At 71.9% G+C, this 16,213-nt stretch carries 19 protein-coding genes; 12 read left to right on the top strand and 7 right to left on the bottom strand.

All coding sequences use genetic code 11. From position 1 onward, the window contains the following. The first annotated feature begins 116 nt into the window (after positions 1-116). The 4 genes from OHA72_RS47115 to OHA72_RS47100 all read left to right on the top strand — a co-directional run bounded on the left by OHA72_RS47115 (position 117) and on the right by OHA72_RS47100 (position 4,152). Positions 117-1,187 carry an LLM class flavin-dependent oxidoreductase gene (locus OHA72_RS47115; RefSeq protein ID WP_327002623.1) on the top strand — a complete coding sequence of 357 codons (1,071 nt, stop codon included), beginning with the start codon at positions 117-119 and terminating at the stop codon, positions 1,185-1,187. Then, positions 1,184-2,251 carry a phenylacetate--CoA ligase family protein gene (locus OHA72_RS47110; RefSeq protein WP_327002622.1) on the top strand — a complete coding sequence of 356 codons (1,068 nt, stop codon included), beginning with the start codon at positions 1,184-1,186 and terminating at the stop codon, positions 2,249-2,251. The genes OHA72_RS47115 and OHA72_RS47110 overlap by 4 nt, the downstream gene beginning before the upstream one ends. A 40-nt stretch (positions 2,252-2,291) precedes the next feature. After that, entirely contained in the window at positions 2,292-3,860 is a 1,569-nt protein-coding gene (locus OHA72_RS47105) for an AMP-binding protein (RefSeq protein ID WP_327002621.1), read from the top strand. 142 nt (positions 3,861-4,002) lie between these two features. Continuing rightward, a complete protein-coding gene (locus OHA72_RS47100) occupies positions 4,003-4,152 on the top strand; it encodes a hypothetical protein (protein ID WP_327002620.1) in 150 nt (49 codons plus the stop codon). 90 nt (positions 4,153-4,242) lie between these two features. Here OHA72_RS47100 and OHA72_RS47095 read toward each other — a convergent pair whose 3' ends face one another. From OHA72_RS47095 to OHA72_RS47085, 3 genes are read right to left on the bottom strand one after another with little or no spacing between them, the layout of a single operon-like run. Further along, positions 4,243-4,698, bottom strand: a complete 456-nt coding sequence (locus OHA72_RS47095; protein ID WP_327002619.1) for a nuclear transport factor 2 family protein — start codon at positions 4,696-4,698, stop codon at positions 4,243-4,245. Next, positions 4,695-5,801, bottom strand: coding sequence for a zinc-dependent alcohol dehydrogenase (locus OHA72_RS47090; RefSeq protein WP_327002618.1), 1,107 nt, complete (start codon positions 5,799-5,801; stop codon positions 4,695-4,697). The genes OHA72_RS47095 and OHA72_RS47090 overlap by 4 nt, the downstream gene beginning before the upstream one ends. Beyond that, complete coding sequence (locus OHA72_RS47085; protein ID WP_327002617.1) at positions 5,795-6,373, bottom strand: carboxymuconolactone decarboxylase family protein; 579 nt, start codon at positions 6,371-6,373, stop codon at positions 5,795-5,797. Before OHA72_RS47085 ends, OHA72_RS47090 begins: the two co-directional genes overlap by 7 nt. Positions 6,374-6,455: 82 nt before the next feature. Here OHA72_RS47085 and OHA72_RS47080 point away from each other — a divergent pair, with 82 nt between their 5' ends. Beyond that, positions 6,456-7,193 (top strand): IclR family transcriptional regulator, encoded by a 738-nt coding sequence (locus OHA72_RS47080; RefSeq protein ID WP_327002616.1) that lies wholly within the window; start codon positions 6,456-6,458, stop codon positions 7,191-7,193. Here OHA72_RS47080 and OHA72_RS47075 read toward each other — a convergent pair. From OHA72_RS47075 to OHA72_RS47060, 4 genes are read right to left on the bottom strand one after another with little or no spacing between them, the layout of a single operon-like run. Then, positions 7,178-7,570, bottom strand: coding sequence for a nuclear transport factor 2 family protein (locus tag OHA72_RS47075; protein WP_327002615.1), 393 nt, complete (start codon positions 7,568-7,570; stop codon positions 7,178-7,180). The two genes, OHA72_RS47080 and OHA72_RS47075, sit on opposite strands and share 16 nt — an antisense overlap. Continuing rightward, entirely contained in the window at positions 7,560-8,426 is an 867-nt protein-coding gene (locus OHA72_RS47070) for an LLM class F420-dependent oxidoreductase (protein WP_327002614.1), read from the bottom strand. Before OHA72_RS47070 ends, OHA72_RS47075 begins: the two co-directional genes overlap by 11 nt. Then, positions 8,423-8,623 carry a ferredoxin gene (locus OHA72_RS47065; protein ID WP_327002613.1) on the bottom strand — a complete coding sequence of 67 codons (201 nt, stop codon included), beginning with the start codon at positions 8,621-8,623 and terminating at the stop codon, positions 8,423-8,425. Before OHA72_RS47065 ends, OHA72_RS47070 begins: the two co-directional genes overlap by 4 nt. Continuing rightward, positions 8,610-9,854 carry a cytochrome P450 gene (locus OHA72_RS47060; RefSeq protein WP_327002612.1) on the bottom strand — a complete coding sequence of 415 codons (1,245 nt, stop codon included), beginning with the start codon at positions 9,852-9,854 and terminating at the stop codon, positions 8,610-8,612. The genes OHA72_RS47065 and OHA72_RS47060 overlap by 14 nt, the downstream gene beginning before the upstream one ends. 87 nt (positions 9,855-9,941) lie before the next feature. Here OHA72_RS47060 and OHA72_RS47055 point away from each other — a divergent pair, with 87 nt between their 5' ends. The 7 genes from OHA72_RS47055 to OHA72_RS47025 all read left to right on the top strand — a co-directional run bounded on the left by OHA72_RS47055 (position 9,942) and on the right by OHA72_RS47025 (position 16,211). Continuing rightward, complete coding sequence (locus OHA72_RS47055) at positions 9,942-10,664, top strand: IclR family transcriptional regulator (protein WP_327002611.1); 723 nt, start codon at positions 9,942-9,944, stop codon at positions 10,662-10,664. A 131-nt stretch (positions 10,665-10,795) separates the two neighbouring features. After that, the gene (locus tag OHA72_RS47050) at positions 10,796-11,878 is read left to right on the top strand and encodes an ABC transporter substrate-binding protein (RefSeq protein WP_327002610.1); all 1,083 of its coding nucleotides are present in this window, start codon (positions 10,796-10,798) and stop codon (positions 11,876-11,878) included. Positions 11,879-11,903: 25 nt separating this feature from the next. Continuing rightward, the gene (locus OHA72_RS47045; RefSeq protein ID WP_327002609.1) at positions 11,904-12,776 is read left to right on the top strand and encodes a branched-chain amino acid ABC transporter permease; all 873 of its coding nucleotides are present in this window, start codon (positions 11,904-11,906) and stop codon (positions 12,774-12,776) included. Then, positions 12,773-13,852 carry a branched-chain amino acid ABC transporter permease gene (locus OHA72_RS47040; RefSeq protein WP_327002608.1) on the top strand — a complete coding sequence of 360 codons (1,080 nt, stop codon included), beginning with the start codon at positions 12,773-12,775 and terminating at the stop codon, positions 13,850-13,852. Before OHA72_RS47045 ends, OHA72_RS47040 begins: the two co-directional genes overlap by 4 nt. Further along, positions 13,839-14,597: an ABC transporter ATP-binding protein gene (locus tag OHA72_RS47035; RefSeq protein ID WP_327002607.1), complete on the top strand. Its 759-nt coding sequence runs from the start codon at positions 13,839-13,841 to the stop codon at positions 14,595-14,597. The genes OHA72_RS47040 and OHA72_RS47035 overlap by 14 nt, the downstream gene beginning before the upstream one ends. Further along, complete coding sequence (locus OHA72_RS47030; RefSeq protein ID WP_327002606.1) at positions 14,590-15,306, top strand: ABC transporter ATP-binding protein; 717 nt, start codon at positions 14,590-14,592, stop codon at positions 15,304-15,306. The genes OHA72_RS47035 and OHA72_RS47030 overlap by 8 nt, the downstream gene beginning before the upstream one ends. Before the next feature lie 125 nt (positions 15,307-15,431). Then, positions 15,432-16,211, top strand: coding sequence for an SDR family NAD(P)-dependent oxidoreductase (locus tag OHA72_RS47025; protein ID WP_327002605.1), 780 nt, complete (start codon positions 15,432-15,434; stop codon positions 16,209-16,211). The last annotated feature ends 2 nt before the right edge of the window (positions 16,212-16,213 follow it).

The raw sequence follows: 16,213 nt of genomic DNA, 5'->3' as shown, positions 1-16,213 counted from the left end.
TCTCTTGAACAAACGACCAAGTGGCGTCCCGGGATATTGGCAGCCACACGCACCGCTGTTACGGTACCAACCAAACGCTTGTTCATAACAGCAACGAGCAACACCAGGAGGCGGCGATGACATCCCTGCGCGTGGGTCTGGGCTACGAGCTCGAGGTCCGGGGGCGCACCAGCGAAGTGGAGCAGCAGGCCTTCGAGAATCTCCTTGAACAAGGTGTCCTCGCCGACCGCCTCGGCTACGAGGCCCTCTGGATGGTCGAGCACCACTTCACCCGGGGCTTCTCCCACTCCGCCGCGCCCGACCTGGTGCTGTCGGCGCTGTCCCAGAAGACCGAGCGGCTGCGGCTCGGGCTCGGCGTGGTCCTGCTGCCGTTCTCCCACCCGATCCGCACCGCCGAGCGCGTCGCGACGCTCGACATCCTCAGCCGCGGCCGGGTCGAGTTCGGCACCGGGCGGGGCGCCTCGCCGCTGGAGTACCAGGCGTTCGGCATGCCGTTCGAGCAGTCGCGGCAGCTGTGGGAGACCAACCTCGACATGGTCACGCGGATCTTCGAGGCCGACGGCGAGCCCGTTTACGCCGAGAGCGAGCACTGGCTGGTGCCCGACGTCGGCGTGTACCCGCGGCCGGTGCAGAAGCCGCACCCGCCGATCTGGGTCGCATCGACGAGCCTGGAGGGGTACCTCTCGGCGGCGCAGGGCGGCTACCACCTGCTCGGCATGACGATGCTCAAGGGGCTCGACGCGGTCGCCGAGGACATCGCCGCGTACAAGGCCGAGCTGGCCAAGCACGGCCACGACCCGGCGACGCGGCGGATCGCGCTGATGATCCCGTGGCACGTCGCGCCGACGCGTGAGCAGGCGTACGCCAACGCGGCGGACGCCGTGCTGTGGTACATCCGCCGCCAGGTGAACCTGGTGACCCCCTCGGACTACATGGACGCGCGGCACGCGACCTACCGGGTGCTCGGTCAGCTGGCGGCCGGCCAGGCGCCCGAGGAGGCGGTCGAGACCCTCCGCGAGCACCACATGATCGTGCTGGACGACGTGGCCGGCTCGCGCAAGGCCCTCGAGCGCCTGGAGGCGGCCGGCATCACCGACCTCATCCTGCAGTTCCAGGTCGGCGGCCTCGCCAACGAGCACGTGATGTCGTCGATCTCGCTCTTCGCGAAGGAGGTGGCGGAGCTGTGACCTGGCTGTCTCGGGACACCGTTCCCGCGGGGACCGGTTTCCTGCGCCTCTCGCCGGGCGCCGACGTCGCCGTGCCACTGTCACCCGCGGACCTTGCCGCCACCGTCGAGCTGAGCAGGGAGACGTTCGCCGCGGCCGGCATCACCGCCGAGGACCGGGTCGTCGTCGCGCTCAACAGCGACGGTGATCTCGCCGGCGCGCTGCTGACCCAGGCGCTGACGGGGCTCGCCGGCGCGACCGCTTCCGTCGGCCCGCGCGGGCGGATGCGCTTGCTGGCCGCCCTGGAGGCGGTCGGTGCCACCGCGCTCGTCATCACCCCGACCGGCGCGGCCGACCTGCTGGCCCGGCTGCACATGGAGTTTCTGGTCGACCCGCTCGACCTGGGGCTGCGGACGCTGGTGCTGGTCGGCGAGATCACCGAGCAGCGCACCTGCCGCCACCTCGCCACCGAGTTCGGCGCACGCGTGGTCTGGGTCTACGCCGACCCGGTCTTCGGCGCCGCCCTCGCCTGGCGCGACGCGTCGGACTCGCGGGACGGGCTGCACCCGGTCCGCGACGACGTCCTGGCGCTTGCCTCGATCTCCGCGGACACGGTACTGCAGGCAGCGCCCGGCAAGTCCGCGGAACTGGTGCTGACGCCGGTGTGGCACTCGACGCTGGGCGGGGCCACGATCCGCACCGGCGAGGTCGTCGACCTCGACGGTGAGTCCGCCGGCATCCCCGCGCCCACCCACACCGTCGGCAACCACGTCCTCATCCGCGGCCGGTGGCTGTCGCTGCCCAGGCTGCGGGCGGTGCTGGCGAAGATCGACGGCATCGCGCAGTGGACGCTGGAGATCCGCCGGGACGGTACGCTCGACGTCGCTACGCTGAAGGTCGCGTTCGCGCGGCAGTCGCTGCTGAAGAACCCCATGTGGCACGGGCGCGTCCGGCAGGCGGTCGCGGCCGTGACGCCGGTGACGATCCAGGTCGAGGTGTTGCCCGAAGTGTCAGAGACCAGCGCGCCGCCGGTGATCGACGACCGCCGCGGCCACCACCTCGGCTCGGACCGCCATGGGCGCTGACGCGCTCCCGCCGATGCCGGACTGGGCGACGCTGCCCCGCATGCTGCTCGATCGGGCCGCGCAGGCGCCGTCGGACGTCGCCGTCGTCGACGGCGACGTCCGCCTGACCATGGGGGAGCTGCTGGCCGCGACCGAGCGGTTCGCCGGCGCGCTCATCGGCCTGGGCGTCGAGCGCGGCGACCGGGTCGCCGTCTGGGCGCCCAACACCTGGCGATGGGCCGTCGCCGCCCTGGGTATCTGGTACACCGGCGCCGTCATCGTGCCGGTCTCGACGCGGGCCAAGGCGATCGAGGCCGGCCAGCTCCTTGACCGCACCGGGGCAAGGCTCCTGGTCGCGGCCGACGGCTTCCTGGGCGTCGACTACGTCGACCTGCTGAGGGCCGAGCACGGCCCGGCGTCCGCCGGCGGCCCGTTCGCGGGACTGCCCGCGCTGCGTGACGTCGTGCTGCTCACCGACCGGCCGGTTGACCCCCGCCCGGGCGTGCGGACCCTCGCCGACCTGCCGGTGGACGTCGCGTCGGCGCGGCAGCGGGCGCTGGAGGTCCGCCCGGAGGACCCGATCGAGATCCTCGCCACCTCCGGCACCACGGGCGAACCCAAGGGCGTCGTGCTGGCAGGCCCGCAGATGATGCGCGCCTACTGGGACTGGAGCGAGCTCGTCGGCCTGCGCGAGGGCGACCGCTACCCGGTCGTCAGCCCGTTCGCGCACGGGTTCGGCATCAATGCCGGCCTGCTGGCCTGCGTCATGCGCGGCGCCCGGATGCACCCGATCGCGATCTTCGACCCCGACACGGCGCTGGAGCTCGTCGAGCGGGAGCGGCTGACCCTGCTGGCCGGCCCGCCGGCCCTGTTCGACCGGCTGCTGTCCCGCCCGGACCTGCCCGACCGCGACATCACCAGCCTGCGCTCCGCGGTCGTCGGCGCCGCCGCCGTGCCGACCGAGCTGATCCACCGCATGCGCTCGGTGCTGGGCATCGAGCGCATCGTCAACGCGTACGGGCTGATCGAGGGCTCGGTCGTCACCATGACCCGCCCCGACGACCCCGACGAGATCGTGGCCTCGACGGCCGGGCGCGCCGTCCCGGGCCAGGAGGTCTCGGTGGTCGACGACGCGGGCACCCCGGTGGCCGCGGGCACGGCGGGCGAGGTGCTGGTCCGCGGCTACGGCGTGATGGTCGGCTACTGGGCCGCCGCGGACCTGACCCGCGAGGCGGTCGACGCCGAGGGCTGGCTCCACACGGGCGACATCGGCGTGCTCGACGAGCAGGGCAACCTGCGCATCGTGGACCGCAAGAAGGAGATGTTCATCGTCGGCGGCTTCAACGCCTACCCGGCCGAGATCGAGAACCTCCTGGGCCGCCACCCGGGCATCGCCGTCGCCGCCGTGGTCGGCGTCCCCGACCCGGTGTCGGGGGAGGCCGGCTGCGCCTTCGTGGTCCCGTTGCCCAGCGCGGATCTGAAGCCGCAGGACCTGATCGCGTGGTCACGCGAGAAGATGTCGAACTACAAGGTCCCCCGCCACGTCCACGTGGTCGACACCCTGCCCCTGACGGCAAACGGCAAGGTCGACAAGTCGGCCCTCCGCCGCCAGGCGCTGACCCGAGCCTGACAGCGACGGCAAACGGCCGGTGCGGGAGCACAAGGCAGGCCCTCTGCCCCCGTACGGTGTCGTGCCGCAACGACCAGCTTTTGATCACGAAAGCCTATGGCACCCACCGTGATCCCCGGTTTGCGCCAGCCCGGTCTCCGCCATGATCGCGAAGAGTTTCCTGCACCGCCGGGGGCGACGAAAACGCTTCGCGATCATGGCGTTCGACAGCCACAGGTCTTTCTTCGTGATCATGCACCCGACGGGTTCGCTGGACGCCGACCGCGGCGCCGTCGAGCACGCGCAGTTCTGAGAGCGCCGTGCTGAGGGGCGCAATGCCGGGCCCGCGCCACGTCGAGCGCACGGTGCCGAGATGAGCGAGCGCCGTGCCGCGCATCAAAGCTCAGGGGTGCAGGGCTGGGTTGGCGCCCGGCTGTATGTCCATGTCGAGGACGGCGGAGTTGCCGTCGAACCAGACGGCCGTGCCCCGCCTGGCGCTGATCAGCCAGCGGCCGTCCACCCGGGTCAGCTCGTCGTCGACCCAGCCGCCGATCAGGAACAGGGAGCGCGGGGCCAGGGCGTTGCGGCAGTGCTGGGCCTGGTAGTAGCTGTGTGCGGTCGCGCGGTCGCTGTCCACCTGGACCGTGACCGAGCTGAAGACGTGGTGCGTCGCGTCCAGCTCGGCCAGCACCACCTTGGCCTTGTCGCGGTAGTGGGCCGGAGTCGGGTAGCGGCCCGCCACGCTCATCACGATGGCCGCGTCCGGCGTGAAGCAGGAGTCGAGCAGGTCCCAGTTCCGGGTGTCGATGGCGGTCGCGTAGCGGTACAGCAGCTGCTCGATCTCGTGAGCGTCGGTCACGACAAGCCCTCCAGCGGGGAGAAGACGGCGTGCAGGGGCGGGCGGCGGTCGGTGTCGCCCGACATGGTCAGCAGGAGGTCGGGGACGGTGTCGAAGCCGGCCACCGTGCGGGCGATGTGTTCGAACGGGAAGCGGTGCTCGCCCAGCAGGCGCAGTGCCTCCGCCGGGGCGGACGTCGAGACGCCGCGGACGCCGGTCAGGCGGAGCTCGCGGGTCGTGATGAGGTCCGGGCGGCACACCGCGGTCACCCCGTCACCGCGGCTGCCCGCGTAGACCACCCTCGCCCGTAGTGCCGCCAGCTCCATGGCCTGACCGAAGGCGGCGGGTGCGTGGGCGGTGATGTCGACGACCACGTCTGCGAGGCGGCCTGCGGCTGAGCGCAGGGCTTCGACCGGATCGTCGCGGGTCACGTCCACCGTCAGGTCGGCGCCGACCTGACGGGCCGTCGCCAGCCGCTCGGCGTCGTGCGGGCCGGCGCCGGTCACGAGCACGAACGCCGCGCCCGCCGCCTTGGCTGCGGCGGCCGCGCAGATGCCGCGGATGCCCGGGCCGAGGATCGCCACCACCTCGCCCTCCCGCAGGGCCGGCGCCTCGACGGCCCAGGTCACCGCGCCGGCCAGGGGGTTGAACAGCGTTGCCGACACCGGGTCCAGTGCAGCGGGCACGCGGTGGACGACTGACTCAGGAGCCAGATAGTGGTGGGTGGCGTAGCCGCCCCACAGGCTCGGCGGTACCGACGTCGGCACCATGCCGTACGAGGTCATCGGGCCGAAGTGGACGCAGTTGGCGAGGTCGCCCGCCGCGCAACGGTCGCAGGTCCGGCAGGCGCGGCGATTGCTCACCGCTACCCGGTCACCCTCCCGCACGCCCCAGCGGGCGGACGCGGCCGGGCCGATCCGCTCGATGACGCCGACCGTCTCGTGGCCCGGGATGAAGCCCAGCGGCCAGCGCATGCGGCCGGTGAAGACCTCGTGGTCGCTGCCGCACATGCCGCAGGCCTCGACCCGCAGCAGCGCGTCGTCGTCGCCGACGTCCGGGTCCTGGAACTCCTGACGTTCCAGGCGGCCGTAGTCGGTGAGGACCAGCGCCGTCGGCCTCACCACGCGATGGCCTCGCCGCCCCAGGGTGTCAGGATGCCCTGGGTGTCCTTGAACCGCTCCGGCAGGTGCTCGACGTTCATCCAGGTGGCGTTGAGCCGGCCGAAGCCGATGGTGCGGGCGCAGCGCAGCCCGAGCTCGACGATCTCGCCCTCGTCGAAGTGCTCGCGCAGCCCGTCGTAGACGCGCTCGTCGATGCGCAGGTGGTCGGTCGCGAGGAGGTCGGCGAAGCGCAGCGCGGCCCGCTCGGCCGGGGTCAGGTCGGGCGCCTCGGCCGGCTTGGCGAGCGAGCAGACGAGGTCCTCGTCGACGCCGGCGTCGATGCCCGACTGGTACCGCACGGCCATGCAGCTGCGGCACTGGTTGTGGAACGCGAGCCGGATGCGGATGAGCTCGACGAGCCGGGGCGGGAGGGTGCCCTCCTCGGCGAGCGCCTGACGGTAGGCGTCGTTGACGGCGGCGGCGGTCTTCGGGCGGTGGGCGAGGATCGAGGCGTGGACCTGCTCGATCTGCTCGCGCTGGGTCGCGGCGGCCGGGTCGATGACGGCGTGGCCGGCCGCGGGCCGGATTCGGGCCATGGCGGGGGTCCTTCCAAAGGGGTATCACTCAGTGATATAGGATATCGAAGAATCGATACGACGACGGTAGAGAGGGCCGATCGTGGCTGTCAAGACGATCGACGTGGTCAGCCGTGCCCTGGCGGTGCTGGAGCAGGTGTCGCTGCATCAGCCGGCCAGCCTGGGCGCGCTCGCGCGCGAGCTCGACCTGGACAAGAGCGCGGTGCAGCGCATCGTTGCCACGCTGCACGCGGACGGCTGGATCCGGCCCGACGCCGCGGGCCAGGGTGGCTGGACGCTGACGGGCCGGGCCCTCGCGGTCGGCGGGCGGTTCGCGGCGGGGGAGGACCTGCGGGCCCGCGCCCGGCGGGTGCTGCGCGAGGTGCACGCCGCGACCGGGGAGACGGTGTGGCTCGCCGTGGCCGACGGTGGCAGCCTCATCGTGGTGGACGAGATCGCCAGCACGCACGTGCTGCGGGTGACGTTCCCGATCGGCTACACGGGGCCGTTCGGCCCCGACACGGCGGGCGGCGTGGCGATCCTGGCTCAGGAAGCGCACGACGCGCCCGGCCACGGCGGCGCGGCGAGCCACGACGGCGCCGCAGGGCTGTCACCCGAGGCCCGCACACGGTTGGCGAAGGCACATCTGGACGGTTTCGCCGTCCAGATGGCCGGCGAGGTGCCGTTGTGGGCGGCCGCGGTCGCCCTGCCCCGCGAGCCCGGTGCCCTTCCAGCGGCGGTCGTCATCGGTGTGCCGCAGAGCCGGGGCGGCGAGCCGGAGCTGCGACGCCTCGGTGCGGTCCTGGCCGAGGCGGTCCGGGCCGCCTACGCGGGGGCCTGACCGAGCGGCCGGTCCTCGGTCCAGTCGACGATCAGGACCCGCTCGCCGAACCGCCATCCCTCGTCGGTCTGGACGTAGCGGTCCTGGTAGCGGATCGACATCACGAAGACGCGGTCGTCGTAGAGGTGGTAGGCCACGCAGTAGACCTCACCCCGGTCGCCTTCTACGAGGTGGTTGCCGACGAAGTGGGTGGTCGTCCGATACCGGGCCAGGGCCGCGATCCGCTCGGCGATCGCGGCCCGGCCACGGACGTCCAGGTCGGGCTCCCGGGCCAGCCGCCCGTCCGGCGTGAACAGGGCGGCCACGCCGTCCGCGTCGCGGCGGTCGCAGCCCCGGGCATACTCCAGCGCCAACCGGCGCACCGCGTCAGAGTCCATGCTCGGTCGCGATCCTCTCCATCTCGGCCCGGATCTCCGGCAGCCCGAGCGACCGGCACGACAGCACGAGGCGGTCGACGCCGGCAGCTGTGGCGCGCCGGACGAACGAAGGGTCGGTCGCGGTCAGTGACACGGTCAACGTGACCTCGATCGCATCCGGGTCCCGCCCAGCCAACGTAGCGTGGTGGCGTACCACGCCGGTGAGCTCCGGCAACGCGGAGAGGTCGACGCCGAGCGGGTGGAACCCGTCGCCGAGCCGCCCGGCCCGCCGGGCCGCCGCCTCGCTGTGCCCGCCGACGTGGATCGGCACCCCGCCCGGCTGGACCGGCTTGGGGAAGCAGCGCGCGCCGCGGAACGCGAAGAACTCGCCCGCGAAGTCGCTCGGGTCGGTGCTCCACAGCGTCCGCAGGACGCGGATCGCCTCGTCGGTGCGCCGTCCGCGCGAGGAGTAGTCGACGCCGAGCGCCGCCATCTCCTCGCGCATCCAGCCGACGCCGACACCGATCCGCAACCGGCCGCCGGACAGCACGTCCATCGTGGCGAGCCGCTTGGCCAGCTGTACCGGATGGTGCTCCGGCAGGATGAGCACGCTGGTGGCCAGCCGCAGCCGCTCGGTGCGGGCCGCGACGTGGCCGAGCACGGCGAGCGGGTCGGGGAACGGGGTGTCGTCGGGCAGCCCGATGTCGCCGTCCGGTGTGTAGTGGTGCAGCCGCTCGTAGTCGGACACGACGACGATGTGCTCGGAGAGGTACAGCGACTCGAACCCGAGCCGGTCCGCGGTCTCGGCCAGCCCGGTCATGAACCGGGGATCGGCCGGGGCGCCGCGGTCATACGGCGGGGCGACGGCGAACTTCATGCGGGCACCAGCCGCAGCGCCGTCTTCGGACAGGCGTCGATCGCGCGCCGGGCGGCATCGAGCTGCTCCGGCGGTACCACTGACGCAAGGAGGACCAGCTCGTCGTCGGTTTCGTCGAGGCGGAACAGGTCGGGGGCGGTCTCCGCACACGTGCCGTAGAGGTCGCACCGGGCCCGGTCCACCTCAATCCCGCTCATCCCACTCCACCATGAGCCGCTCCAGGCCGCGGCCGGTGACGCTGCGGCGGTGGCGGACCTCCTGGTCCGGGGCGATGCGCAGGCTCGGCAGCCGGCTCGACAAGACCTCGATCGAGATACTCATCTCCAGCCGGGTGAGGGCCGCGCCGACGCAGTGGTGGATGCCGTGGCCGAACGCCATGTGCTGCCCGGCGTTCGCGCGCGAAGGGTCGAAGGTCTCCGGGTCGGTGAACACCGTCTCGTCGTGCCCGGCGGAGTCCTGGCTGACGAAGACGAACGCACCGGCCGGGATCGTCGTGCCGTGCAGTTCGACGTCGCGGGCCGCGCGGCGGAAGATGCCGGTCGCCGCGCCGTCGTAGCGCAGCGCCTCCTCGATGGCACCGGGGATGCGCCGCGGGTCGGCGGCGACGGCCGGCCAGTGGCCGCCGTCGAGCAGCCGGTAGATCGAGCTGCCGACGCCGTTGGGCACGGTGTCGTTGCCGCCGAGCAGCAGGGCGCTGATCTGCTCGACCACGTCGAGGCGGTCCAGGCCCTGCGGGGTGCCGTCGACGAGGCGGCCCATGAGGCCGGCGAAGTCGTCGCGCGGCTCGGCGATGCGGGCGGTGATCAGCCGGTCGACGTAGGCGAGGTACTCCAGGAAGCTCTGCGCGAGCGTCCGGGAGATCGCCGGGTCGTGCCGGGCGAGGAACAGCTGGAACCAGGCGTGCACCCAGGCATGGACCTGCGGCTCGTCCTCGCGGGGCAGGCCGATGAAGATGCCCATGAGCCGGGCCGGGGCGAACGTCGCGAAGTGGGCGACGAGGTCGGCCCGGCCGTCGGCGACGACGAGGTCGACGGACTCGTGCATCAGCTCGCGGTACCGGTCGCCGAGCTTGGCGACCGCGCGGGGCGTGAACGCCCGCGCGACCGCCCCGCGCAGCCGGGTGTGCGTCGGCGGGTCGACGTTGGCGACAAACCGGCCCAGGAACGCCTCCTGGGAGCCGAGCATCTCGCGGACGTCGTCCTCGAGCCGGTGGGCCGCGGTGAGGATGCCGTCGGAGGAGAACCGTTCGTTGTCGGCGAGGGCGGCGCGCACGTCGTCGTAACGCGTGAGCACCCAGGCGCCGAGATTGTCGCTGTAGTAGAGCGGGCGCGACTGTCGCAGGCGCCGCAGGAAGGGATACGGGTTGCTGACATGCCAGTCCGACGTGACGTCGTAGTCCTCGGCGGTGGCGGCGGCGGTCAGGGTCATTGACGACCTCACCTCATGAGGCTAAATTGTCTCTCCTAGAGAGACGCCGTCTCTCTATTGTGCTCGGGACGGTAGGCGTCGGATTTCATGGCTGTCAAGGGAGTCCAGTCGCTGGCGACCGGGTTGCGCGTCCTCGAGCTCGTCTCGCGGCACCAGCCGGTCGGTGCGAGCGAGGTGGCCCGGCTCATGGGGCTGCACAAGAGCGTGGTGCACCGCGCCCTGATCACGCTGGGTGAGGAGGGCTGGATCCGCCAGTTCGGCGAGCCGCCGGCCGTGCGCTGGGTGGTCACCGGCCGGGCGCTGTCGGTGGGCAGCGCGTTCGCCGCCGAGGCGGCCGCCCGCGAGCAGGCCCACCAGCTGCTGCGGCAGCTCAGCGCCGAGAGCGGCGAGACAGTGCTGCTGTCGGTCCGTGACGGCGACCGGCTGCTCGTCGTCGACGCGGTCGAGAGCACCCAGCCGCTGAAGGTCACGTTCCCGGTCGGCACCAGCACGACGATCGACCTGGAGACGGCGGCGGGGGAGGCGCTGCTGGCCGGGATGGGCGACCCCGAGGTCGCCGAGCTGCTCGGCGACGAGCCGGCGCAGGCCTGGTTGCCACGGCGGGCCGACTACGAGCGCCGGGGCTATGCGATGCAGCTCCACCCGGCGAGCCCGCTGTGGGCGGTCGCCACGCATCTGCCGGTGGCGCCCGACGGCTCGGCGACGGTCGTGGTGATCGCCGTGCCGCAGCACCGCTGCGACCGTTCATCACTGGAACGTTTGGGCGAACGTTTGGTCGAGCTGGCCCGGATCACGCGGAGAACTGGCTGATCGCGTTGACACCGAGCAAACGCTTGGTTGATGATACGCCTCACACCTCGCTGGCGAGCGAGGTGATCATCTTCCTCCGCCGAGGTGATTCGGGTGACGAAGGCGGAGCAACCGAACAAACGATCAAACTGGTGGGGCTCTGGGAGATCAAGGGAGAGAGCGCCGCCGCCATCAACGACTACCACGACGGTGCGGCCCTCGCGGTCGAGGACATCAACGCCGCCGGCGGCATCATGGGCCGCAAGGTGGTGCTCGACCGGGTCGCGATCGACCCGCTCAACCCGCAGAAGGCCACCGCCCAGTTCCTGGAGGCGGTCGACAAAGACCCCGACATGCTCATCGGCTTCCCGTCCGCCACCGCCCTGATCTCCGCCAAGGGGCAGATCGACCGCAGCGGCATCCCGCTCATCGCCACCGCGAGCGCCAGCACCGCACTGCGGTTCGGCAGCGCGGGCGCGAGCGAGTGGGCCTGGTACGTGCAGCCCTACGACGAGTTCAAGAACCAGACCGCCGTGCGGTACATCCTCGAGGACCTCAAGGCGACCAAGGTCGGCCTGATGGGCACCAACGAGGCCTACGGCACGACGAACATCAAGAGCCAGACCGCCCTGCTGCAGGCCAAGGGCCTCACGCCCTTCGCCAGCCGCACCTACGACGCGACCGCGACCGACCTGACCCAGCACGTGCTGGCCATGAAGGGCGCCGACGCGGTCATCAGCTTCACCTTCCCCAACCCGCTGGCCATCGAGATGAAGCAGTTCCTGCAGAACGGCATCGACGTGCCGGTCTTCTCCAGCAGCTCGGCGACGCTCGCGGTGAACAACAAGCTGCTCACCGGTGAGCCGCTGAAGAACCTGCACGCGGTCGTCCCGTGCGACCCGGCCAGCTCCACCGACGCCAAGGTGAAGGCCTTCGGCGAGAAGTACAAGACGAAGTTCAACGAGGTGGCCACCAGCCTGGCGGCCGGCTCATACGACGCCGTCTGGATCGCCAAGGCCGCCATCGAGAAGGCCGGCGGTACCGATCCCGCCGCCATCAAGAAGGCGATGAGCGAGATCAGCGTGACCGGCAACGTCATCTGCTCCGGCAGCTACAAGGCCGACGCCGCCCACATGATGAACCGCGACATGGCCATCGTGCAGTACGCGGCGGACGGCTCGTCCAAGGAAATCAAGCGGTACACCTTCGAAGAGCTGCCGGCCGCCACGAGCTAGCGGTACTGCGGGAAGGCAGGCCATTGTGGACAACGTCATCGCGCTGACCGCGAGCGGGATCGCCTCGGGCGCCGTCCTGGCGATCGCCGCGCTCGGTTTCCTGGTGCTGCACAACGCCACCGGCGTGGTCAACTTCGCCCACGGCGACCTCATCACGCTCGGCGCCTACCTGGGTGTGTGGGCCACCACCGACCTGGGGCTGCCAGTACTGCCCGGCTACCTGCTGGCGCTGCTGGTGATGGCGGCCGTCGGCCTGCTCATCGAGCGGACCGCGTTCGCGCCGCTGCGCAAGAAGCCGCTCATCGTGGTGGTCATCGCGACCCTCGCGGCGGCGACCGTGATCCGCGGCCTGATCGCCGTGTGGCAGGGCTCGACCCCGAAGACCCTGCCCAGCCCGGCCGGCGACGGCGCGCTACGGATCGCGGGCGCCTCCATCGCCCATCAGCGGCTGCTCATCGTCGCGGTCGCGGTGGTGGCGGTGGTGGCACTACTGCTGCTGTTCGGCCGCACGTCGTTCGGTCGCCAGGTCCGGGCCCTGGCGACCGACCCGGACACCGCGCGCCTCCAGGGCGTGCGGACGAAGGCGATCGGCATGGCGGCGTTCGTCATCTCGTCGGTGCTGGCTGGGCTGGCCGGGCTGCTGGTTGCCCCGCTCGGCGCGGTCGACCTCAACCTCGGCTTCGGCCTGATGATCACGGCCTTCGCGGCGGCGGTGCTCGGCGGCTTCGGCAGCCTCACCGGCGTCGTGCTGGGAGCGCTCGCGATCGGACTCATCGAGCAGCTGGTCGGCGGGCTTCTCTTCCCGTCGTACTCCACGATGCTCGCGCCGATCGTGCTGTTCCTGGTCATCGTGTTCCGCCCACAGGGTCTCGTCAACGTCACCAGGAGCCGGCTGTGAGCACCGTGCAGATCGACCCCGAGGCGTCGGCCGTCCGGCCGGCGCCCCGGCCGCCGCTGTGGTTCCTGCGGCCGCAGCCGCACGACCGCCGCCGCCACCTGCTCGCCATCGCGGCCTTCGTGGTCGTGGTGGCGCTGGCGGGCCCGGCCATCGGCGGTACCTCCAGAGCCAACCAGTTCCTGGTCAACCTCTGGATGATGTACTCCGTCGCCGCCATCGGCTTCTACTGGATCTTCGGCCTGGCCGGCCGGTTCGCGTTCTGCCAGACGTTCATGATGGCGTTCGGCGGCTATCTGTCGGCGTGGGTGACCAGGGAGGGCTATCCGTTCATCGCCGGCATCGGCGTGGCGATGGCGACCACCGCCATGGCGGCCGGCATCGTCGGCACGCTCGTGCGCAAGGCGCAGCACTTCTACTTCGCCATCGCGACGTTCGCCGTGACCCAGGTCGGCATCATCGTGTTCGCCCGGGCTGACGGCTTCACCGGACCCAACGGCCAGACCGTCGGCATCGGCGCGCCCGAGCTGTTCGGCTACGTGTTCCGCCGCGACGCCGAGGTGTTCTGGCTGTTCCTCGGGGCGCTCGCGGCGTGCCTGGTGGTCGGCGCGCTCATCGAGCGCTCGCCGATGCGCCGCGAGGCGATCTCGGCCCGGGACAACTTCACCGTCGCCCACCTGGCCGGCGTGCGCGCGAACCGGGTGCACATCGTGCTGTTCATGCTCGGTTCGGCGCTCGGCGGGCTGTCCGGCGCGATGATCGGACACTGGCAGGGCGTGATGGGCTCCGACTCGTTCGGCATCGACCTCACCATCGGGCTGTTCCTCATCCTGCTGCTCGGCGGGTCCGACTCGCTGTGGGGGCCGGTGATCGGGTCGGCGGTGTTCGTCGCGCTGCCCAAGCTGCTCTCCGACATCGAGCGCTTCGGCAGCATCGTGTACGGCGTGCTGCTGCTGGCCGTCGTGCTGGCGCTGCCGAACGGGATCGCCGAGAGCGTCCGGCAGTTGCTGAAATGGGTCTCGCGGGTCTCGCGGGTCTCGCCGGTCCCGTCGGGGAGGAGCACCGATGCTGCGGGCTGAGCGGATCACCGTCGACTTCGGCGGCGTGCGCGCCGTCGCGGGCGTCGACCTGGAGGTCGGCGCGAAGGAGATGCTGGGCCTGGTCGGCCCGAACGGCAGCGGCAAGACCACGCTGCTCAACGCGGTCTGCGGGGTCGTGGCGGCCCGGGGTGCGCTGACCGTCGACGGGCGACGGGTCCGGCTGAGCCGCCCCGCCGCGACCCGCGCGGCCGGCATCGCCCGGGTCTTCCAGGCACCGCAGATCTTCGACGAGCTGTCGTGCCTGGAGAACGTGCTGCTGTCCAGCCCCGACGGGCGCCTGGTCGGGCTGGTCGGCGCGGTACTGGCCCGACCGGCGATGCACCGCCGGGAGCACCGCCGCGAAGCGGCCGCGCTGCGCGCGCTGACGACGGTCGGCCTGGCCGAGTACGCGTCCACGTCGTCGAAAACGCTCAGCTACGGACAGCGCCGGCTGCTCGAACTTGCGCGGGCGCTGGCCGCGGAGCCGAAGGTGCTGCTGCTCGACGAGCCCAGCGCCGGGCTCAACGACGCCGAATCCGCGCAACTCGCGCAGTTGCTGCGCGAAACGCGCGATGCGGGGCTCGCGGTGGTCGTCGTCGATCACAAGATCGACTTCTTGGACTCGCTGTGCGACCGGCTGGTCGTGCTGGAGCTCGGCAAGGTGATCGCGCAGGGCCCGCCGGACGAGGTCTGGCGGCACCAGCAGGTCATCAACGCCTACCTGGGGGTGGCCGGCAATGCTTGAGGTGGAAGAGCTGCACGTCCGCTACGGCACGACCCACGCCGTGCGCGGGGTGTCGCTGACCGTCGGCGCCGGCGAGGCCGTCGCCCTGCTCGGCCCGAACGGCGCAGGCAAGACCTCGACGCTGCGGGCGATCAGCCGGCTGACCGCGGCCACCGGCGCGCTGCGCTTCGACGGCGAGGACCTCACCGGCCTGGCCGCGGAGCAGGTCGCCCGCCGCGGCCTGATCCATGTGCCCGAGGGCCGGCGGGTCTTCGTCGACCTGACCGTCCACGAGAACCTGCTGCTCGGGATGACCGCGCGGCAGGGCCGGGCCGGCGGCTTCAGCCTCGACGAGGTGTACGACCTGTTCCCGGCTCTGGTGCCGCTGCGCAGGCGGCTGGGCTTCGCGCTCTCGGGCGGCGAGCAGCAGATGACCGCCATCGGCCGGGGCCTGGTCGCCGCGCCCCGGATGATGCTCATCGACGAGCCGTCCCTGGGCCTGGCCCCGGTCGTCGTCGAGGCGGTCGCCGAGACGCTCGTCGCCGTCCGTTCGCGCGTCGCGCTGCTCGTCATCGAGCAGAACGTGCACGTCGCGGTGCGCGTCTGCCAGCGGGCCGCGGTGCTCAACGGTGGCGCGATCGTCATGCAGGCCCCGGTCGACGAGCTGCACGACCGTGACACGCTGCTGGCCTCGTACCTCGGCCAGCGAAAGACCGGCATCGGTGTCTGAGGTGCCGGCAGTCTCGCCCGCGGGCGCGGTCACCGGCCCGTTCGCCGGCCGCGTCGCCATCGTCACCGGGGCCGCCGGCGGCGCGCGGGCCTGCGCGGCTCGGCTGGCCCGCGATGGTGCGCGTGGTGATCGCGGACATCGACGGCCAGCGTGCCGCCGCGGCCGCGGCCGAGATCAACGCTGCGGCCGCGGCCGAGATCGCCGCGGCGGCCGGCGGTGCCGGCAAGGACGTCGCGGTCGCGGTTGCCGTCGACGTGAGTGACGAGGCGTCGGTGGCCGCGATGGTGGCCGCGGCCGTCGGCGCCTTCGGCGGTCTCGACATCCTCGTCAACAACGCCGCCGCGCTCCAGCCCGAGCTGCACCGCCGCGACGGCGACCTCGTCGGCCTCGACCTGGACGTGTGGGAGCGGACGATGGCCGTCAACGCCGGCGGCACGTACCTGGCGTGCAAGCACGCCGTGCCGGCGCTGCGGGCCCGCGGCGGCGGCGCGATCGTGAACGTCGCCTCCGTCTCGGCGCTCGTCGGCGACGACGTGCGCGCCGCGTACGGCTCGTCGAAGGCCGCGGTGCTCGCCCTGACCCGCTACGTGGCCACCATGTACGGCCGTGACGGCATCCGCTGCAACGCCGTCACGCCGGGACTCATCCTGACCGGCACCGCGCTCGCCGCGCTCAGCGAGCACCACCTCGACGAGTTCGCCGCCGAGCGGCTGCTGCCCTACGCCGCCGGGCCCGAGGACATCGCCGCGGTCGTGGCGTGGCTGGCCGGCGGCGAGTCCCGTTGCATCACCGGCCAATCAATCGTCGCCGACGCCGGCACGACCGCCCACCGTCCGCTGCACGCGATGCGCAACTGGTCGAACAACCGCAACAGCACACGCGAACACGCAAAGGAAGGAGCGTGAAC

Source organism: Dactylosporangium sp. NBC_01737, from assembly GCF_035963215.1.
Taxonomy (GTDB): Bacteria; Actinomycetota; Actinomycetes; order Mycobacteriales; family Micromonosporaceae; genus Dactylosporangium.
Note: the sequence above shows the minus strand (reverse complement) of the source record. Positions and strands in the feature narration are given on the sequence as shown.